Origin of the sequence: Stenotrophomonas maltophilia (genome assembly GCF_006974125.1) — a bacterium.
GTDB lineage: Bacteria > Pseudomonadota > Gammaproteobacteria > Xanthomonadales > Xanthomonadaceae > Stenotrophomonas > Stenotrophomonas maltophilia_O.
Map to the genome: position 1 here is coordinate 4,222,135 of NZ_CP037858.1, position 18,505 is coordinate 4,240,639.

Annotated in this window: 17 protein-coding genes; 6 read left to right on the forward strand and 11 right to left on the reverse strand. The window is 66.6% G+C overall.

What is annotated here, in order from left to right:
• The first annotated feature begins 20 nt into the window (after positions 1-20).
• Entirely contained in the window at positions 21-332 is a 312-nt protein-coding gene (locus EZ304_RS19520) for an NHLP-related RiPP peptide (RefSeq protein WP_049452942.1), read from the forward strand.
• 7 nt (positions 333-339) lie between these two features.
• On the opposite strand, the gene EZ304_RS19525 is transcribed toward EZ304_RS19520, so the two are convergent.
• The 4 genes from EZ304_RS19525 to aceB form a co-directional block, all read right to left on the reverse strand.
• Positions 340-2,844, reverse strand: a complete 2,505-nt coding sequence (locus tag EZ304_RS19525; protein WP_185959199.1) for a putative peptide modification system cyclase — start codon at positions 2,842-2,844, stop codon at positions 340-342.
• 17 nt (positions 2,845-2,861) lie between these two features.
• Positions 2,862-3,902, reverse strand: a complete 1,041-nt coding sequence (locus EZ304_RS19530; RefSeq protein ID WP_099551553.1) for a GGDEF domain-containing protein — start codon at positions 3,900-3,902, stop codon at positions 2,862-2,864.
• 418 nt (positions 3,903-4,320) lie between these two features.
• Positions 4,321-5,622: an isocitrate lyase gene (gene aceA, locus EZ304_RS19535; protein WP_069118153.1), complete on the reverse strand. Its 1,302-nt coding sequence runs from the start codon at positions 5,620-5,622 to the stop codon at positions 4,321-4,323.
• Between the two features lie 64 nt (positions 5,623-5,686).
• Positions 5,687-7,324: a malate synthase A gene (gene aceB, locus EZ304_RS19540; RefSeq protein WP_099551554.1), complete on the reverse strand. Its 1,638-nt coding sequence runs from the start codon at positions 7,322-7,324 to the stop codon at positions 5,687-5,689.
• 110 nt (positions 7,325-7,434) lie between these two features.
• On the opposite strand from aceB, the gene EZ304_RS19545 reads away from it, so the two are divergent.
• The gene (locus EZ304_RS19545) at positions 7,435-8,403 is read left to right on the forward strand and encodes a LysR family transcriptional regulator (RefSeq protein ID WP_099551555.1); all 969 of its coding nucleotides are present in this window, start codon (positions 7,435-7,437) and stop codon (positions 8,401-8,403) included.
• A gap of 334 nt (positions 8,404-8,737) precedes the next feature.
• Here the strand turns inward: EZ304_RS19545 and EZ304_RS19550 are convergent, their stop codons facing one another.
• Complete coding sequence (locus tag EZ304_RS19550; protein ID WP_099551556.1) at positions 8,738-9,052, reverse strand: immunity protein TriTu family protein; 315 nt, start codon at positions 9,050-9,052, stop codon at positions 8,738-8,740.
• 73 nt (positions 9,053-9,125) lie between these two features.
• Between EZ304_RS19550 and EZ304_RS19555 the strand changes: the two genes are divergently transcribed.
• Positions 9,126-10,034: a LysR family transcriptional regulator gene (locus tag EZ304_RS19555; protein WP_142807915.1), complete on the forward strand. Its 909-nt coding sequence runs from the start codon at positions 9,126-9,128 to the stop codon at positions 10,032-10,034.
• A 118-nt stretch (positions 10,035-10,152) separates the two neighbouring features.
• Here EZ304_RS19555 and EZ304_RS19560 read toward each other — a convergent pair whose 3' ends face one another.
• Positions 10,153-11,409: an MFS transporter gene (locus tag EZ304_RS19560; protein ID WP_142807916.1), complete on the reverse strand. Its 1,257-nt coding sequence runs from the start codon at positions 11,407-11,409 to the stop codon at positions 10,153-10,155.
• A gap of 123 nt (positions 11,410-11,532) precedes the next feature.
• Positions 11,533-12,159, reverse strand: coding sequence for a signal peptidase I (lepB, locus tag EZ304_RS19565; protein WP_142807917.1), 627 nt, complete (start codon positions 12,157-12,159; stop codon positions 11,533-11,535).
• A gap of 248 nt (positions 12,160-12,407) precedes the next feature.
• Here lepB and EZ304_RS19570 point away from each other — a divergent pair, with 248 nt between their 5' ends.
• The gene (locus EZ304_RS19570; protein ID WP_142807918.1) at positions 12,408-12,809 is read left to right on the forward strand and encodes a hypothetical protein; all 402 of its coding nucleotides are present in this window, start codon (positions 12,408-12,410) and stop codon (positions 12,807-12,809) included.
• A 3-nt stretch (positions 12,810-12,812) separates the two neighbouring features.
• A complete protein-coding gene (locus tag EZ304_RS19575; protein WP_004153636.1) occupies positions 12,813-13,259 on the forward strand; it encodes a 3-dehydroquinate dehydratase in 447 nt (148 codons plus the stop codon).
• A 369-nt stretch (positions 13,260-13,628) separates the two neighbouring features.
• Here the strand turns inward: EZ304_RS19575 and dcp are convergent, their stop codons facing one another.
• From dcp to arfB, 3 genes are all read right to left on the reverse strand, one after another.
• The gene (gene dcp, locus EZ304_RS19580; RefSeq protein ID WP_099551561.1) at positions 13,629-15,785 is read right to left on the reverse strand and encodes a peptidyl-dipeptidase Dcp; all 2,157 of its coding nucleotides are present in this window, start codon (positions 15,783-15,785) and stop codon (positions 13,629-13,631) included.
• 111 nt (positions 15,786-15,896) lie between these two features.
• Positions 15,897-16,457: a lysophospholipid acyltransferase family protein gene (locus EZ304_RS19585; RefSeq protein WP_239503795.1), complete on the reverse strand. Its 561-nt coding sequence runs from the start codon at positions 16,455-16,457 to the stop codon at positions 15,897-15,899.
• 46 nt (positions 16,458-16,503) lie between these two features.
• Positions 16,504-16,935 carry an alternative ribosome rescue aminoacyl-tRNA hydrolase ArfB gene (gene arfB / locus EZ304_RS19590; RefSeq protein ID WP_032962216.1) on the reverse strand — a complete coding sequence of 144 codons (432 nt, stop codon included), beginning with the start codon at positions 16,933-16,935 and terminating at the stop codon, positions 16,504-16,506.
• Between the two features lie 133 nt (positions 16,936-17,068).
• On the opposite strand from arfB, the gene EZ304_RS19595 reads away from it, so the two are divergent.
• On the forward strand, positions 17,069-17,605 hold the full coding sequence (locus EZ304_RS19595; protein WP_099551563.1) for a DUF2059 domain-containing protein: 537 nt from the start codon (positions 17,069-17,071) through the stop codon (positions 17,603-17,605).
• A gap of 76 nt (positions 17,606-17,681) precedes the next feature.
• Here EZ304_RS19595 and EZ304_RS19600 read toward each other — a convergent pair whose 3' ends face one another.
• Positions 17,682-18,425 carry a pseudouridine synthase gene (locus EZ304_RS19600; protein ID WP_099551564.1) on the reverse strand — a complete coding sequence of 248 codons (744 nt, stop codon included), beginning with the start codon at positions 18,423-18,425 and terminating at the stop codon, positions 17,682-17,684.
• Between the last annotated feature and the right edge of the window lie 80 nt (positions 18,426-18,505).

Below are 18,505 nucleotides of genomic sequence, written 5' to 3' on the forward strand. Positions count from 1 at the left end.
CGACGTTTCCGGACCCCACCATGCCCACCCTGCAGCTGGAACCTGCCGTCGCGCAGAATCTTGTGAACCTGCTCGCCACCGATGACGCATTCCGCGGCCGCTTCACCCAGTCGCCGGAGGCGGCGTTGCTGGAAGCCGGCCACGTTCCTGCAGATCCGGCCGAGCTGAGCCAGTTCGTCGCCATGTGCTGTGCCTCCATCGAGCTGGCGGACAAAGCCGTCATCGAGCAGGCACACGCGCAGATCGTCGCGATGCTGTCCAGTGGAACGGCCTACACCGTGCCGATGCTCGAGAACGGCAACACAGGTAATTCCCCGCGTACGCTCCGCTGAGAACCGCTCACCCTTCGGGCCTGGTCTCCGCTGCGGGCAAAGGCCGGGCAGCCTCGCGCACATCCAGCACGTTCATCGCCTGCAGGCAGTAACTGCATTCGATCTCTGCGTACGCAAGGCCGGGGTTGGAGGCCAGCCAACGCTTCTGGTCGAGCATCTGGGCATCCAAGCCCGCATCGCGGGCCGCCTTCATCGCCGCGACCCGCGATTGCACCCGCGAGCGAGCACCCAGATAGGGTTCGAGCAGCTGGAGTGCCTGCAGCGGTTTACCTGATGCGCGCAGCCTCTCCGCGCCCAGCACAGCATCGAATTCGCGGATGACGGCGCTTTCCGGCTTTCTCTGCAACGAAGCCCAGCGACGCTCGACCTGCCTGGCGTAGCGGGCGTCCCCCATGCGCAACCCTACAAGTGCCGCGGCCTGGGCGGTGACGATACGATCAACGGCATCGACCACGGGAACTGATTCGATGCCTTCGAATGTCCGGTGGATCGCCTCATCCAGCAGCGGTCCGACGCTTGAATGCTGGCCCGCCTGCAATCGCGCTACGGCCAGGGGAACATAGAAGTTGAAGCGGTCAACACCGGGCATGGTGTAGCTCCGCTTCATGCCGCGCTCGGCATTCCACAGCGCGGCCTGGATGTCACCCTTGTCCAGCTGGACGGAAATGCGGATGTTGTCGGCGTGATAGTCGCTGGCGTCGATCTTCTGCAACAAGCCCAGGGACCGTGCCAGGTCGCCTCGCGCCGCTGCAACGGTCGCCTGTCGCATCAGTGCTCCCTGCCAGCCGCTGGCCGCTGCAACGGAAAGCGCGCGGTCTGCTTCATCGAACCGCCCCATTGCCAGCAGGATGCGGCCGTACTGATCCTGGCCAACGCCCAATAGATCGACCTGGCTCATCGCAACGCGTTGCGCCAGCGGCAGTGCTTCGCTGAAACGGTTCTCGCAATAGAGGCTGATCGCAGCATTGTTCGCAGCCGGCAGATAGTCCGGATACAACTCGGCCATCTGCATCCATCCATCGGTTGCGCGGTCCGGGTCGCCCAGATGAAGGGTCCAGTTGCGTACGTAGAGCGCTTCACGTGTGGTCAGATGCCGGGACCATCGCTGTGCCTTCTTCAACACGCTGGCGGCACGGGAGAAATCCGCATCCGCGAAATGGCTCCGAGTCTGTCCCAGCCATGCCAGTGCGAATTCTGGATCGATTTCCGTGGCCTGCTGGTAAAACGCCAATGCTCCCTTGTAGTCACCGCGCACGTAGCGCTTCTGGCCCAAGGCAAACGCACGCAGCGCATCCATGCTGCCCGTGGTCACCTCAGGCAGGGATTGGCTGTCGCGCTGGATCAATGCGGGCTCTTCGCCCAGGCGATCGCGCAGCTGGCGCGAAACATCGTCCACCGCCGCCAGTACCGCACCCGCCTTCGCATCGGCGGATACCACAGCCAGGGTGCGCAGCGTCGACGGCTCGATCACCTCCACGCTGAAGCGGGTGCGGCCGCCGACATCGGTAGCCGATGGCACGAACACCAGGCGGGCGCCCGTGCGTACCGCCACAGCGGCGGCATCGCCGCGTTCGCGGACGCCACCATCCAGCGGTTTCCGCATCATCTCAAGGGTGCGGCCGACGCGGTCGTCACTGACGACGTTGACGTAGCGGGACTGCTCGAGACTGATCCGGAACGCCTGGTCCAGGGCGTCATCGAGCAGGCGATTGCCGGTGAAGTTATGCAGCCCGCCGAGCACCACCCAATCGCGTTCGGCGAACGCGATGGCCGGCTGTGGCCGGGTCAGCAACCAGACGCCAAGCACCGCGGCCAGCAGTACGGCAGCCTGCGCCGCCATCGCCAGTGGACGGCGCCACAACGGCAGGTCACGCCGGGCCTTGGCCGTGTGCCGCAGCCGCCCCGGCGTGGGCATGCCCGCCGCCTGCACGCCGTAGACTTCGGCTGGCTGGCTCACGCCCTTGAAACGCCATCGCCCGAACGATCGCCATTGCAGGCCTTCAGCCATCGCGCCCAGCGACCCACTGGAGCGACGCACGATGGATTCGGCCACCGCCGAAAGCAGGATCTGGCCCGGCCGCGCCAACTGCATCAGGCGCGCCGCCGTCGGCTTGGCCAGGCCTTCGACTTCAATCGCCTTGGCGCCAGCCCGCACTGCCTCGGCGCTGTTCTCCCAGGTGAGCACATCGCCCACATGCAGACCGGCCCGCGCCTGCAGATGGATCTCGTGTCTCTGCCCCAGCGGCTGCAGTCCACGCTGGTAATCCAATGCGAAGCCAAGCGCGTCGATCGGGCGCTCGAACAGCATGAACAACCCGTCGGAGCGATCGATCAGCTGGCCGTTCCAGCGCTGCTGCAGCGCCAGCACCAGCCGGTCGTGTTCCTGGAACAGTTCGGCGGCGGCGACATCGCCGATGCGCTCGACCAGCAGCAGCGAGTCACACAGGTCGGTGAACAGCAGGGCGCGCAGTTGCTGGTTGTGCGGCGCCGACGTTCCGTTGTCGCCATTCATCGCCTCTGTCTCCCGATCTAGGGTGAGTCCACTGCGTCTGCCCAACGCAGGCAGTTGCCACCATCGCGCTTGGCCTGGTACAGCGCACGGTCCGCGCTGGCGTACCACTCGCTCCAGCCCGCATCCGGGTCCAGCAGGCTGGCGCCGATGCTGACCAGGCTGACGTGCGGCGTGCCGTGGCTGCGTTCGAGCAGACCATGTACCGCGCTGAGGATGAACTCGGCCGCGTGCTGCACGATCTCGTGGTTGCCACGACGCAGGATCAGGCAGAACTCGTCACCGCCGAGCCGGCAGGTCAGGTCCTGCTCGCCGGCCATCGAGCGCAGGATGTTGCCCATGCTCTGCAGCACGCGATCGCCGGCCTGATGGCCATGGCGGTCATTGATCTGCTTGAAGCGGTCGCAGTCGATCAGCAGCAGCGCCTGCGGCAGCCCACTGCCATCGGCACGGCATTCCTGCAGGTACAGAGTGAGGCCACGGCGGTTGTGCAGTCCGGTCAGTTCATCGGTACGCACCAGCTCACGGGTGTGGGTCAGCTGGTGGGTGGTGATGTAGAGGTTGTCCAGCGCGGTTTCCAGGTCATGGTTGCGCCGGCGCAGCTGGCTGATCAGGGCCTGTTCGTTGGTCAGCACGCGCATGATCGTGCGGCGCAGGAAGTAGGCGACCAGGCCCGGATCGGATTCGACCAGGCGATGGAAGTCGGCGGGCCCCAGCTCAAGCACCTCGCAGTCCACCAGGGCGCGCGCACTGGCGCTGCGCGGGTGGTCACCCACCAGCAGGCCCAGCTCACCGAAGAACTCCTGCTGCCCGAGAGTCTTGATCACCAGGTCCTCGCCGAAGTCCAGTTCGATCTGGCCTTCCAGGATCACGTACATGCGCTCGCCACGATGCCCACGCTGGAACAGCCACTGTCCGGCATGAAGCTTGCATGGACGGGCAAATCTGGCGAACAATGCGACTTCGGCATCGGACAGCAACGCATGCACGATCTCGGCCATCGCCACCCGGGCGATACCTGACGTCACATCACTGTTCTCGGCCGCACCCCTGCCGGTCATTCCCTGCACCCGCCGCCAGCGTCCCCTGGTGAGCCGCGGAGCATAGCACCGCTTTAAAATGTGCGCCCTATCTCATTTTGAGCCTTGAGGTCCGCTTTCCCGATGTGAAGGCGCGCGGTGGCCGTTCTGCCCGCCACGATCGAGGGAAAAGTCGTTCCGGATCAATCTGATGGCCACCTTCACAGGGTTTCGGCCAAGTTGCCGGGCCGTGGGGTGCGCCGGATTGACGCTGGCGGCCTCCATCTGTTTCCCATCGACACAACAACGCCGGCAGGTCCCCCGACCCACCGGCGTTGCCTGGCCCTTCCCTGGCCACCCTGATCGGATTTCGAGGCTTCGGTAGAGCCGGCCGCTGGCCGGCTTCCCTGCAATGCCCGGAAGATCACATGGTCGCCGGCCAGCGGCCGGCACTACCGCATCACGCGGCGCGTTCGCTGCGCCCGCCGTGGAACTGTTCTTCTTCCGTCGAACCGGTCAACGCGGTGGTCGAGGACTGGCCCTGCTGGATCGCCTGGGTCACGGCATCGAAGTAACCGGTGCCGACCTCGCGCTGGTGCTTGACCGCGGTGAAGCCACGCTCGGCTGCTTCGAACTCGGCCTCCTGCAGTTCCACGAAGGCGCTCATCTGGCGGCGTGCATAGCCGTGGGCCAGGTTGAACATGCCGTAGTTCAGCGCATGGAAACCGGCCAGGGTGATGAACTGGAACTTGTAGCCGTAGCTGCCCAGCTCGCGCTGGAACCTGGCGATGGTGGCGTCGTCCAGGTTCTTCTTCCAGTTGAAGCTGGGCGAGCAGTTGTAGGCCAGCAGCTTGCCCGGGAACTTCGCATGGATTGCCTCGGCGAACTTGCGTGCGAATTCCAGATCCGGCTTGCCGGTCTCGCACCACACCAGGTCGGCATACGGTGCATAGGCCAGGCCACGGCTGATCGCCTGGTCCAGACCATTGCGGGTCTTGTAGAAGCCCTCGACGGTGCGCTCGCCGGTGGCGAACGGCTTGTCGTTGCCGTCGATGTCGCTGGTCAGCAGGTCGGCGGCTTCGGCGTCGGTGCGCGCCACCAGCAGGGTCGGCACACCCAGCACGTCGGCAGCCAGGCGCGCGGCGTTGAGCTTCTCGATCGCCTCGCGGGTCGGCACCAGCACCTTGCCTCCCATGTGGCCACACTTCTTCACCGAGGCCAGCTGGTCCTCGAAATGCACGCCGGCGGCGCCGGCCTCGATCATCGCCTTCATCAGCTCGAACGCGTTGAGCACGCCGCCAAAACCGGCTTCGGCGTCGGCCACGATCGGCTGCAGGAAGTCGATGTCATCCTTGCCTTCGGCGTGGTGCAGCTGGTCGGCGCGCAGCAGGGTGTTGTTGATGCGCTTGACCACCGCCGGCACCGAATCGGCCGGGTACAGCGACTGGTCCGGATACATCTGGCCGGCCAGATTGGCGTCGGCCGCCACCTGCCAACCGGACAGGTAGATCGCCTTCAGGCCGGCCTTGACCTGCTGCATGGCCTGGTTGCCGGTCAGCGCACCCAGCGCGTTGACGAACTCGCGCTCGTGCAGCGACGCCCACAGCTTCTCCGCGCCCAGGCGGGCCAGCGAGTGCTCGATGTGCACGGTGCCGCGCAGGCGCACCACGTCGGCGGCGCTGTAGTTGCGCTGGATGCCTTCCCAGCGCGGGTTGGTGTCCCAGTCGTGCTGGATCTGTTCGGCAGTGGGCAGCTTGCTCATGTCTTTCTCCAGTTCGGTTCGTGCGTGCAGCGGGGAGGGAAACGACGGGTTTGCGGGCAGTCGGTCAATCGATGCGCGCGTAGGCCGGCAGGGTCAGGAAATCGGTCAGTTCTTCGCTGCGGCTCAGTTCACCGAGCAGGGCGATGGCTTCGCTGATGCGTGCGCCACCGGGCAGCGCGGCGGTATCACCCAGCCGTGCCGGCAGCTGCGCCAGCGTGGCGTCGAGCAGAGCCAGGTCGATCGCGGTGCCATCGTCCAGCTGCTGGCCCGGCGTGTGCAGCCACTGCCACAGCTGGCTGCGGCTGATCTCGGCGGTGGCCGCGTCCTCCATCAAGTGATGGATCGGCACGCAGCCGTTGCCATCCAGCCAGGCGGCCAGATAGCGCACGCAGACTTCCACGTTGCCGTCGAAGCCGGCGCGGGTGATGGTGCCCGGCGGCCGTGCGATCAGCTCGTCGCGACCGACGCGCACATCGTGGCGCAGCACGCTGTGCTGGTTCGCACCGGGCATGTGCTCGTCGAAGATCGCCATCGCCACCGGAATCAGCGCGGGGTGCGCGACCCAGGTACCGTCGTGGCCGGCAGTGACCTCGCGCAGCTTGTCGGCGCGCACGCGGGCCATCGCCTGCTCGTTGGCAGCGGCATCGTTGTTGATCGGGATCTGCGCGGCCATGCCGCCCATCGCATGCGCACCGCGGCGGTGACAGGTCTGGATCAGCAGTTCCGAATACGCCTTCAGGAACGGCTGGGTCATGGTCACCTGGCCGCGCTCGGGCAGCACACGGTCAGCGTGGCGGCGGAAGGTCTTCAGGTAGGAGAAGATGTAATCCCAGCGGCCGCAGTTGAGGCCGACGATGCGCTCGCGCAGCGCGTGCAGGATCTCGTCCATCTCGAACACCGCCGGCAGCGTTTCGATCAGCACGGTCACCTTGATCTGGCCGTGCGGCAGGCCCAGCATGCCTTCGATGTGCGACAGCGCGGTCTCCCACAGCGCCGCTTCTTCCATGCTCTGCAGCTTGGGCAGGTAGAAGTACGGGCCACGATCCTTCGCCTGCAAGGTGCGGGCGTTGTGGAAGGCGAACACCGCCGCATCGAACAGGCCACCGGCAATGAACTGGCCATCGATGCGCACGTGCTTCTCGTCCAGGTGCCAGCCACGCGGGCGCACGATCAGCACCGCCTGTTCGTCGTAGGGGCGCAGGGTGTAGTGCTTGCCCGGCTTGCCGTTGGCGGCCGGTGCGGTGAATTCCAGATCGCCGCGCACGGCGGCCGCCAGCGACTGCTGGCCGGCCAGCAGGTTGCGCCAGGTCGGCGAGGTCGAATCCTCGAAGTCGGCCATGAACACCTTGGCGCCGGAGTTCAGCGCGTTGATGACCATCTTCGGATCGGTCGGGCCGGTGATCTCGACGCGGCGGTCCTGCAGCGCGGTCGGCAGCGGGGCCACGCGCCACTCGCCGCTGCGGATCGCGGCGGTGTCTTCGCGGAAGTCCGGCAGGCCGCCCTGGTCGAAGAATGCCTGGCGCTTGCGGCGGTCCTGCAGCCGCGCCTGCCGGCCCGGTTCCACCGCCCGGTGCAGCGAGACCAGCAGGGCCAGCAGCGGTGCCGGCAGCACGGTCTCCTGGCCGGCCACGCGGGTCGCCAGGGCGATGCCGGGGGTAGCCTTGCTGGCAGGGGTGGGAACAGCGGAAGCGACGGCGGACATGGGGCGACTCCAGCGGTGGGGGAACGTCTCCACGGTGCCGCTGGGCCTTGGTATTTGGCAAAACAGTTTTTGCAATGCTTTACATAAATTGTGCTAATACTTGTGACGCCATGACCACGCGCCCCTCGCCAAGTCCGCGTTTTTCCTACAAATCCGACCGGTTGAAGCCGCTGCGCGCGTTCTGCCAGACGGTGCGCCTGGGTTCGGTCTCACGGGCGGCTGAGGCACTTTTCGTCAGCCAGCCGGCCATCAGCCTGCAGTTGCAGGCGTTGGAACGGGAGCTGGGTGTGCCGTTGTTCGAGCGCAGCGGGCGGCGCCTGGTGCCCAGTCGCGAGGGCCAGCTGCTGTACGAAATGGCACAGCCACTGGTGGAGAACCTGGATGGGCTGGAGGCGCGCTTCCGCGACAAGGTGCGCGGCCTGGACGCAGGCGAACTGAACATCGCCGCCAACAGTTCCACCATCCTGTACCTGCTGCCGAAGATCGTCGAACGCTTCCGCCTGCACCACCCGGACGTGCGCCTGACCCTGCACAACGCGATCAGCGCCGATGGCACCGACCTGCTGCGCGAGGACGCGGCCGACCTGGCCATCGGTTCGATGACCGATGTGCCGGCCGACCTGAGCTACGCACCGGCCTATCGCTTCGAGCAGGTCCTGATTGCTCCGCACGACCATCCGCTGGCCAGTGGCGGCGAGCTGGAACTGGCCGACATCGCGCGCTACCCGCTGGTGCTGCCGCCGAAGCGGCAGATCACCTACCGGCTGGTGGACCAGGTGTTCCAGCGCCACCGCATCGCGTACACGGTGGCGCTGGAGGTCGGTGGCTGGGAGGTGATCAAGCAGTACGTGGCGATGGGCATGGGTATTTCCATCGTGCCGGCGCTTTGCCTGAACGATGCCGACCGCGAGCGGCTGGCGGCGCGGTCGATGAAGCGCTGGTTCCCGGAGCGCAGCTACGGGGTGATCGTGCGGCGCGGCAAGGCGTTGTCGGCGCAGGCGCGGGCGTTTGTGGAGCTGATCCAGCCGGAGTTGTTCAGTCCGCGCGATTACGACCAGAGCGGGCATTCGGAGCGGTAAGGGGTGTTCGGCAGGGCTGCGCCCTGCACCTGCCGAATCAACGTCAACGGCAACTGCAACGTCAAAAGCCGGGCTTCCGTGAGTTGGCGGGGTGGGTCCGGTTGCGGGGGACGCTGCAAGTACGTCCCTGTAAGCTCGGTCGCCGCATCCATGCGGCTCACGCCCCCGCAACCGGACCCACCCCGCCTTCGACAGATTGCTGCTGTTGGTGGGTGTCGACCTTGGTCGACACGGTAGATCCACGCCATGCGTGGATGACGTACAAATGATCGAACTGTTGGATCCGCGGCTCGGATCCCGTTGCCTTGCAACGGGCTCTGACCCTATGTGCAGCTCACGGCGGGAGCGATTGCCCCGTGGGGCCGTCCACGATGGCGAGCCATTGCGCGAACGCGGTGTCGAAATGTTCGGGCTGCAGGTTGGTCCAGCTGCATTGGTAGATCCGCTGCTCTGATTCAACATCAAGAATCTCAGCATCGCATTCACCGGAACTCCAGTAGGTGATGCGGGCGATGACCTGCGCGGTGTCGATGTCGAGCCTGCCAGCCGGGTTGGCGGTGGGGAGACAGCGCGTGGCGATGCCATGGGGTGCAGCCCAGGCCAGGAAGGCGTTCAACCATTCGCGATGGATTGGCGGGTCGAAGGGCATGGGGTTCCGGTCACGGTGGATTCCTGACCGTAAGATAGGCGGGCCGACCGGGCGCGTCATCTGCCGCTGCTGCATGTCCATCGAACTCCGCCACCTGCGTTACTTCCTCGCTGTCGCCGATACGCTGCACTTCGGCCAGGCGGCGGAGCGGTTGGGTATGTCGCAGCCGCCGCTCAGCCAGCAGATCCGCCAGCTGGAAGATCTGATCGGTGCGCGCCTGTTCGTGCGCAGCCATCGTCGCGTGCAGCTGACGCCTGCGGGCGAGCTGCTGCAGGAACGTGCACGCGCCATCGTGCAGCAGGTGGAAGCGGCGGTGGACGAGGTGCAGCGTGCGCAGCGCGGCGAGCAGGGTGAGCTGCATATCGGCCTGACCCGCGCCACGCCACTGTCGCCGCAGATTCCGCGTTCGATCCTGCATTACCGCCAGCAGTACCCGCAGGTACGGCTGCAGCTGAGCGAGATGAACACGCTGCAGCAGATCGATGCGCTGCTCGACGGTTCGCTGGACGTGGGCATCATCCGCAAGCGCGCGTTGCCGCCGGAACTGGCGGCGCACAGCCTGTTCGTCGATCCGCTGGCGTTGATCGTGCATGCCGACCATCCTGCTCTGCGCAGACTGTCGAAGCAGGGCGCGCTGTCGCTGCGCGACTTCGCGCAGGAACCGTTCGTGGCATTCCGGCGCAGCGCGGGCGCGGGCATCCACGACCACATGATCGCGTTGTGTGCGGCTGCCGGATTCACGCCGCGCATCGTGCAGGAAGCGGGTGAAGCCTCGACGCTGATCAGTCTTGCTGCTGCCGGCCTGGGTGCGGCAATCCTGCCGTCGTCGTGCGATCACATCCGGGTCGAAGGCGCGCGCTTCGTGGCACTGGCCGATGCTGGCGCGCATTCGGAAGTACAGCTGGCCTGGCGCCGCGAAGGGGTGACGCCGTTGATCCGCAACTTCGCCGGATTGTTGCGCGGCGCGTTTGCCGAAGAGTGAGGCGCCGACCAATCAGGTTTGGTAGACGCCAACCTTGGTTGGCTGCTGTGCCAGAGCGCCGACCAAGGTCGGCATCTACCAGAGCAACGCCGCGCCCGTGCGGAACGCGAGGCAGGCGTCAGGCAGCAACCGGCTGCGGGGCGCGCTGCTGCAGGGCCCAGACGATGCCACCACCGATCAGCGTCAGTACGGCGGCAAACAGGCACACGCCCAGCCAGTCCCAGGCTGCATAGGCCAGGCCACCGACACCACCCAGCACACTGGACCCCAGGTAGTAGGCAAACAGGTACAGCGCCGACGCTTCCGCGCGCATCGTGCCGGCGCGGCTGCCGACCCAGCTGCTGGCCACCGAATGGCCACCGAAGAAGCCGAAGGTCACCAGTGCGATACCCAGCGCCATCGTGCTCAGCCACGGCATCGCCAGCAGCGCGATGCCGACGCCGATCAGCGCGAACGAGACCGACAGGATGCGGCCGCGGCCGTAGCGCGTGGCCTGCTGGCCCATCCACGCCGAACTGAAGGTGCCCACCAGATAGACGCTGAAGATCAGCCCGACCACGGTCTGGCTGAGGTGGTAGGGCGGCGCCAGCAGGTGATAGCCCAGGTAGTTGTAGAGGGTGACGAACACGCCCATCAGCACGAACGAGGTAGCGAACAGCCACGGCAGGCCCGGGTCGGCGAACAGCGTGCGCCAGCGCGACGGCAACTGGCGCAGGCCATCGCGGCGCGCGCTGAAATGGCGCGACGGCGGCAGCTGCAGCCACAGCAGCATGGTGCTGGCGATGGCGATGATCGAGACCACGCCGATACCCCAGCGCCAGCCCCAGTGGTCGGCGATGATGCCGGCCAGCAGGCGCCCGCTCATGCCACCAATGGCATTGCCGCCGATATACAGGCCCATCGCCAGGCCCAGCGCGCGGCTGTCCATTTCCTCGACCAGGTAGGTCATCGCCACTGCCGGCACGCCGCTCAGCGCCAGGCCGAGCAGGGTGCGCAGCACCAGCAGCGTGGTCCAGTCGTCCACCAGCGCCGTGCTCAGCGACAGCATGGCCGAGGCCAGCAACGCGACGATCATCAACGGACGACGGCCGACCGCATCGGACAACAGGCCGGCCAGCAGCATCGCCACCGCCAGCGTGCCAGTGGTCAGCGACAGCGACATCGCGCTCCCGGCGGCGGACACGCCGAAGTGGCGGCTGAACTCGGGCAGCAGCGGTTGCACCGTGTACAGCAGGCCGAAGGTGGAGAATCCGGCCAGGAACAGCGCCAACGCGGTGCGGCGGAAGGCCGGCGTGCCCTGCTGGATGCGGGTCTCGGCGCCGGAATCGGCAGTGTGGGGACGGCGTTCGACAGCCGCCGCGGTTTCGCCAGTCATCGGATCGGTGGGCCGGTGGGGTCGGCCGGGCATGGGAGGGAACGGGCCTAGACTAGGCCCACCCATCCAGTCGATCCATAACCTGATAGGTCATGATTGATACGCCTGGCGTATTGATTCAGCTTAGAGGCGCTGCCACTCGAAGCCGTCGCCACGGCGGTAGTACACCGCCACCGCACGGCCGTAGACCTTGTCCGCATCGACGAAGCCGAAGAAACGGCCATCGAAGCTGTTGCCGCGGTGGTCGCCCAGCACCAGCAGCTTGCCGTCCGGCACCACCAGGTCGGCGATGTCCGGGCCGCCCCCCATGTCCAGATCGAGGCGGGCACGGCGTTCACCGAAGGCTTCCACATCCTGCAGGTCCGCGGTCTGCAGCGGCTGGCCGTTGATGCTCAGGTGCCCTTCGTGCAGCCGCACATGGTCACCGGCCACTGCGGCCACGCGCTTGATCAGGCGGGTGCCATCGGCCGGCGAATCGAACACCGCCACTTCGCCGCGCTGCGGGGTACCGGTCGCCATCAGTTCCTTGCTGGTGAACGGCAGGCGCAGGCCGTAGGCACGCATGTCCACCACCACCCGGTCACCAGGCTGCAGGGTCGGCTGCATCGAGCCGCTGGGCACTACGTAGTGGTTGGCCAGGGTATCGCGGGCGGCGGCGAGCAAGCCGAGCATCACCAGCAGGGGCAACGCCTCCTTCTTCAGCCAGGCCAGCGCACGTTCGGAAAAGGGAGGGCGGGCAACGGCATCCATGGCAGGCTCCGGGTAGGTGGTAGCTGCATCAGACCACACATGGGGGGAGAGGTTCCCGGTAGCGCCGGGCCGTGCCCGACGGCCGATGGAAACGGGGATGCGGCGCGTTCACCGGGCATGGCCCGGCGCTACCGATGCAGGGTTACGCAGGTTTTACGCGCTGGACCGGCCACGGGCATCGCACCTTTACGGCCAGCGCGCGCATCGTGTGCCCACCGCGCCACAGGGCGCATTCCGCAAGGTGTTGTATGACCCTCCTGGTGATCCGCCACGCATCTTCGTCGGCACCGCGCCCGCAATTGCCGACGCAGCTGGCCGGCCATCGCGTGCTGTGCAGCGACTGCGCCAGCCTGTCCGAAGTACGCCAGTGCCTGTGCCAGCCGCACGCGCGCTCGGCCGACTGGGTACTGCTGGATGTCGGCGTGGCCGATGATGCGCAATGGCAGGCCGAGGGTGGCGCGCTGCAGGCGGCATTGGAACGACTGCCGGCGCAGTACATCGAACTGCAGGCACCCAGCGAGCCCGGCCTGGAGGCGCGCCTGCGCCTGCAGCATGGCCCCGCCGCGGTGGTGGTGGACCAGCGCAGCCAGCAGGCCGGTTACCCGTTGTCGCTGGCCATCGTTGGCCACCGCCTGGCACAGGAGGGCTGAGCCATGTCGATCTTCATCATCCGCGGCCCGGAAGCGGCCGGCGCCTTGATCCGCACCGCCATGCCACTGCCGGCGCCGGTACTGAAGTCGCTGGTGCATCGCGCGATCGACGCCGGCACCAGTGTGGCGATCCGTGCCTGCGGTTCGGAGCAGGAACTGCTGGATGCGCTGCGCGTGGCCGACCACAGCCGTGGCGAGGTGACGCTGCTTGACCCGGGTGCCTGTGCCAACAGCCTGCGCCTGCAGCGGCTGCTGCCCTACCTGCACAACGCCTACGTGGAAGTGCATGACGACGGCGCGGTCGCCGAGCCGTGCCTGCCGGCCGGTGTCGGCCAGCGCCTGGGCATCGCCGCCGGGTATGGCGCACAGAGCTATGTGCTGGCGCTGGATATCGCGCTGGATCACCTGGGATTGGCCGAACAGGCAAACCGGGTGCATGTGGGGACGTGATGGCCGGGCTGCGCCCGGCACCCGGTAGTGCCGGCCGCTGGCCGGCAACCTCAACAGCAACAGCCGGTTTCCTGGGGGATGGCGGGGTGGGTCCGGTTGCGGGGGACGCTGCAAGTACGTCCCTGTAAGCTTGGCCGCGGCATCCATGCCGCAGACACCCCCGCAACCGGACCCACCCCGCCTTCGACAGATCTCCGCGAACTGTCGGAATGGCATGGCCTGCTTCTGGTGGGTGTCGACCTTGGTCGATACATGGATCCACGCCATGCGTGGATGAGCGGCAAACTGCGGAATCTGTCGATGGCATCGATTCAACGAATAACGGCGGGGTTTCCCCCGCCGTTATTTCTTTCGTACTTCAGGTCGCGCTTATTTCAGCCCGCGGAACTTCAGCAGCGGTTCCACCGACGGATCCTTGCCGCGGAAATCGCGGTACAGGGTCGACAGTTCCACGCTGTTGCCGCGCGAGAGAATCTTGTCGCGGAACTCCTGTCCATTGGCCGCGGTCAGGCCACCGTGTTCGGTGAACCACTGGTAGGCGTCATGGTCCAGCACTTCCGCCCAGAAGTAAGCGTAGTAACCGGCCGAGTAACCACCCCCCCAGATGTGGTCGAAGTAGGTGGTGCGGTAGCGCGGCGGCACCTGCGGCAGGTCGACCTTGAACTTCTTCAGCGCGCTGGCTTCAAAGGCGCCAACATCCTGCAGCGGCGCATCAGCCTTCTGCGTGTGCCAGGCCAGGTCGAGCAGTGCGGCCGACAGGTATTCGGTGGTCGCATAACCCTGGTTGAAGCTGCGTGCCTTGAGGATCTTGTCGACCAGTTCCTGCGGCATCGCTTCGCCAGTCTTGTAGTGCTTGGCGTAGTTGGCGAACACCTTCGGATCCAGCGCCCAGTGCTCGTTGAACTGCGACGGGAACTCGACAAAGTCGCGCGAGGTGGCGGTGCCGGCGATCGACGGGTACTTCACGTTCGAGAACATGCCGTGCAGCGCATGGCCGAACTCATGGAACATGGTGGTGACGTCGTCGAAGCTGATCAGCGCAGGCTGGCCGGCGGCCGGCTTGGTGAAGTTGCAGACGTTGTAGACCACCGGCTTGGCACCGGTCAGGCCATCCTGCTCGACGAACACGTCCATCCAGGCGCCGCCGGACTTGCTGTCACGCTTGAAGTAGTCGGTGTAGAACAGAGCCAGCGAGGTGCCGTCCTTGTCAAACACTTCGTACACCTTCATGTCCGGGTTGTAGGTCGGAATGTCGGTACGCGGCTTGAAGGTGATGCCGTACAGCTGGGTGGCGGCGTAGAAGACGCCGTTCTGCAGCACGTTGTCCAGTTCGAAGTACGGCTTGATCTGCGATTCGTCCAGATCGTACTTGGCCTTGCGCACCTGCTCGGCGTAGAAATCCCAGTCCGAAGCGGCGACCTGGAAACCACCCTTCTGCGCGTCGATCACCTTCTGGATCTCGCCGGCTTCGGCGCGCGCCTTGGCGGTGGCAGCCGGCACGGTGTCGGTCAGCAGCTTCAGCGCGGCGGCCGGGGTCTTGGCCATCTGGTCGCCCAGCTGGTAGTCGGCGAAGGTGTCGAAGCCGAGCAGCTTGGCCTTCTGCGCGCGCAGCTGGGCCAGGCGCTGCACGGTCTGCCGGGTGTCGTTGGCATCGCCGCGCTCGGCACGGGTTTCCGAGGCCTTCAGCACGGCGGCGCGCTGGTCGCGGTCACTCAGCGAACCGAGCACCGGCTGCTGGGTGGTGTTCTGCAACGGCAGCAGGAACTTGCCATCCAGCTTGCGATCCTTGGCTGCATTGGCGGCGTTGTTGATCGCATTCTCGTCCAGGCCGGCCAGCTTGGCCTTGTCGTCGACAACGACGGCCGCAGCGGCAGTGGCGGCCACCAGGCGGGTATGGAACTGGGTGGAAAGGGTGGTTTCTTCCACGTTGAGCTTGCGCAGGCTCGCCTTGTCGGCGTCGGACAGCTGCGCGCCGGCGCGCACCAGGCCGTCGTAGTAATGCTCGACCAGGCGCTTCTGCACCGGGTCCAGTTCCAGCGTGTCACGCTGGTCGTACAGCGACTTCACGCGCGCGAACAGCTTCGGGTCGAGATTGATCTCGTCCTGGTGCGCGGCCAGCTTCGGCGCCACTTCTTCCTGGATCTTCTGGCGTGCATCGTTGGTATCGGCCTGGACCAGGCCGAAGAAGATGCGCGACACGCGGGTCAGGGTCTCGCCGCTGCGCTCCATCGCCACGATGGTGTTGTCGAAGGTGGCCGGCTCACTGCTGTCGGCGATCTTGCGGACATCGGCCAGGTGCTGGCGCATGCCTTCCTCGAACGCCGGCAGGTAGTCGCTGTCCTTGATCTTGTCGAACTGCGGCGCCTGGAACGGCAGCGTGCTGGCGCTCAGCAGCGGATTGGTGGAGGCTTCGGCCGGCTGCTGGGCCGGGGCTTTCTGGGCATCGGACACGGGGGTGGACTCCTTGCCGGAACAGGCCGCCAGCGCCAGGCTGATGGCGGCGGCCAGGACTACGGTACGCGACATGTAAAACGCTCCTTGGGCAGACGGTATGGAATACCAGCCCTCCACCCTACTCCTGTCGCGCTCGCCCGGCATGTGCCGGACGTGGCGTCTATGCGGCGGCCTGTGACCGGCTCAGACCGTGCCGCGGGTCTTGCCCATCCACGGCCGGTAGAACTCGCGGATGGCGGCCATGTCGGCGGCGTCATCGCCGGTCGGCCGGAACAGCGGGCCGATGCCGATGGTTTTTTCCGGGTAATGGAAATAGGCGGCCAGGATCGGCACGTCGGCCATCCGGGCGATCTTCAGGAAGCCGGCCTTCCAGTCCTTCACCGCCTTGCGGGTGCCCTCGGGGGTGATGGCGAACCACATCTTCTCGTTGTTGCGCAGCAGGTCCACCGCCTGGCCCACCGTGCCCTGCGGCGAGCTGCGGTCCAGCGGGATCACGCCCAGCTTGTGCAGCAGCGGGCCCAGCGGCCACCAGAACAGCGAGGCCTTGCCCAGCACCTTCACCTTCATGCCCAGCGCGATCTTGGCCGCCATGCCCCACAGGCCATCCCAGTTGGACGAATGCGGCGCGATGATGAACACCAGGCGCGGGATGTCAGGCAGGGTGCCGGTCACCTTCCAGCCGCCCATGCGCAGGGTGCAGCGCGCCAGCCAGCGCAGGAAGGCGTTGGGTTTGACCTGCGGCATCTGCGGCGGCACGGCCGGCAGCAACGAAGTCGGCTTGTTCAAGCAATCACTCCCAGTCACGTGATGAGCGCCCGCGCTTGATCTGCGCGCGCCCGCGTTTGGCGTCCAGACGACGCAGTTTCGACCCGAGGGTCGGCTTGGTGGCCTTGCGTGGTTTGGGCACGCTCAGCCCGGCCTGGATGAAGGCCGCCAGCCGCTCGCGCGCATCCTCGCGATTGCGATCCTGGGTGCGGAAACGTTGCGCGTCGATGACCAGCACGCCTTCGCCGGTCATGCGCCGGTCGCGCCGCGCCAGCAGGCGCGTGCGCAACGGTTCGGGCAACGAGGGCGAGTTGGCCACATCGAAACGCAGTTCCACCGCGGTGGAGACCTTGTTGACGTTCTGGCCACCGGCACCACTGGCACGCACGAACCGCTCGACGATCTCGCCGTCGGGGATTTCAAGCTGCGCGCTGATGGTGACCGGTCCACTGCCCATCCGCGCATTGTAGCGGCAGCCACGTATCGGAGTGCGCATCGCGCGCCGTATGCCGCCGATCAGGTACCGAACACGCCGCCTTCGCCTTGGCTGCGGGTATGCTGGCCGTCCCATGTACCGCAGGAAGCTTCGCATGACCCGCTCCGCACCCGCCCTGCCGTCCCTGCCGTCCCTGCTGCGCCGTGCCGCCCTGTTGCTGGCGCTGGCCGTGGCCAGTGTCCCGGCCCTGGCCGCACCACCGACCGACGGCGACATCAACCGCCTGCTGTCGGCCTCGCGCGCGCAGAGCATGATCGACACCATGCTGCCGCAGATCGAGGCGATGCAGCAGCAGCAGTTCCAGCAGGTGGCCGCCCAGCGCCAGCTCAACGCCCAGCAGCAGGAACAGCTGAAGCGGATCCAGGCACGGACCAGCCAGACCCTGCGCCAGGCCCTGTCGTGGCAGCAGCTGCGGCCGATGTACGTGGACCTGTACAAGAAGACCTTCAGCAAGGAAGACGTGCTGGCGATGGCCGAGTTCTACGAGAGCGCGGCCGGACAGAGCCTGCTGGACAAGACCCCGGCCCTGATGCAGAACGTGATGGTGGCCATCCAGGCGCGCATGCAGCCGCTGTTCGCGGACCTGCAGAAGGACCTGGAAGCAATCGTCAACGAGCCGGAAAAGAAGTGAGGTAGTGCCGGCCGCTGGCCGGCAATCCCAGGACAACGGGAATCAGGCAGCTGCCGGCCAGCGGCCGGCACTACCGTCAGGCGGTTTCTACCTGCCAGTCGAACAGGTCCAGCGCCTTCTGGAACTCGCGGTCCAGCGGCGCACGTACATCCACCACGCCACCATCGGGATGCGGGAAGCGCAGGCGCTCGGCGTGCAGCAGCATGCGGTGCACGCCCTGCATGCGGAAGATGCGGTTGTGGCGGCCATCACCGTGGCTGGTGTCGCCGATCATGTGATGCGACAGGTGCTTGAGGTGCCGGCGGATCTGCCGGAAACGCCCGGTCTGCGGCTGGCAGCGCAGCAGCGCGTAACGCGAGCTGGTGAACTCACCGACCGGCACCGACAGCTCGCCGGTCGCCAGCCGCTGGAAGTCGGTGATGGCCGGCTTCTTCACCGGCTTGCCCGGGCCGCCATCCAGATCATGGTCGACCTGCCAGGAAAGTTCGGCCGGCCAGCCCCGGCAGACCGTCAGGTAGTCCTTCAACACTTCGCCGCCCATCAGCGCCTTGCCCAGCGCGCTGGCGGTCTCGCGGTCGAAGGCCAGCAGCAGGCAGCCGCTGGTCGCCCGGTCCAGGCGATGCACGAGGAAGATCGGGCGGCCCAGCTGCTCGCGCAGGCGGTCGGCCAGGAAGTCATCTTCGCCGCGGGCCAGCTTGCTGTCGTGGACCATCAGCCCGGCAGGCTTGTTGACCACGGCCAGGCGTTCATCCAGGTGCAGCATCTGCAGGGGCGCGGTGTCGGTCTCGACCGCGGCGAGGGTATCGGGTTCGGTGCTCACCGCGGGATTATCGGGGCTGGGCACTGAATGGGGTAGAGCCGGCCGCTGGCCGGCTGCCTCCGGGCCGTTGGATTGTTGCG

What these genes read in the sequence shown, in the direction of transcription:
- EZ304_RS19520 (WP_049452942.1), top strand. Translation starts at nt 21, where the DNA reads ATGCCCACCCTGCAGCTGGAACCTGCCGTCGCGCAGAATCTTGTGAAC.
- EZ304_RS19525 (WP_185959199.1), bottom strand. Translation starts at nt 2,844, where the DNA reads ATGAATGGCGACAACGGAACGTCGGCGCCGCACAACCAGCAACTGCGC.
- EZ304_RS19530 (WP_099551553.1), bottom strand. Translation starts at nt 3,902, where the DNA reads ATGACCGGCAGGGGTGCGGCCGAGAACAGTGATGTGACGTCAGGTATC.
- aceA (WP_069118153.1), bottom strand. Translation starts at nt 5,622, where the DNA reads ATGAGCAAGCTGCCCACTGCCGAACAGATCCAGCACGACTGGGACACC.
- aceB (WP_099551554.1), bottom strand. Translation starts at nt 7,324, where the DNA reads ATGTCCGCCGTCGCTTCCGCTGTTCCCACCCCTGCCAGCAAGGCTACC.
- EZ304_RS19545 (WP_099551555.1), top strand. Translation starts at nt 7,435, where the DNA reads ATGACCACGCGCCCCTCGCCAAGTCCGCGTTTTTCCTACAAATCCGAC.
- EZ304_RS19550 (WP_099551556.1), bottom strand. Translation starts at nt 9,052, where the DNA reads ATGCCCTTCGACCCGCCAATCCATCGCGAATGGTTGAACGCCTTCCTG.
- EZ304_RS19555 (WP_142807915.1), top strand. Translation starts at nt 9,126, where the DNA reads ATGTCCATCGAACTCCGCCACCTGCGTTACTTCCTCGCTGTCGCCGAT.
- EZ304_RS19560 (WP_142807916.1), bottom strand. Translation starts at nt 11,409, where the DNA reads ATGACTGGCGAAACCGCGGCGGCTGTCGAACGCCGTCCCCACACTGCC.
- lepB (WP_142807917.1), bottom strand. Translation starts at nt 12,159, where the DNA reads ATGGATGCCGTTGCCCGCCCTCCCTTTTCCGAACGTGCGCTGGCCTGG.
- EZ304_RS19570 (WP_142807918.1), top strand. Translation starts at nt 12,408, where the DNA reads ATGACCCTCCTGGTGATCCGCCACGCATCTTCGTCGGCACCGCGCCCG.
- EZ304_RS19575 (WP_004153636.1), top strand. Translation starts at nt 12,813, where the DNA reads ATGTCGATCTTCATCATCCGCGGCCCGGAAGCGGCCGGCGCCTTGATC.
- dcp (WP_099551561.1), bottom strand. Translation starts at nt 15,785, where the DNA reads ATGTCGCGTACCGTAGTCCTGGCCGCCGCCATCAGCCTGGCGCTGGCG.
- EZ304_RS19585 (WP_239503795.1), bottom strand. Translation starts at nt 16,457, where the DNA reads ATGCCGCAGGTCAAACCCAACGCCTTCCTGCGCTGGCTGGCGCGCTGC.
- arfB (WP_032962216.1), bottom strand. Translation starts at nt 16,935, where the DNA reads ATGGGCAGTGGACCGGTCACCATCAGCGCGCAGCTTGAAATCCCCGAC.
- EZ304_RS19595 (WP_099551563.1), top strand. Translation starts at nt 17,069, where the DNA reads ATGACCCGCTCCGCACCCGCCCTGCCGTCCCTGCCGTCCCTGCTGCGC.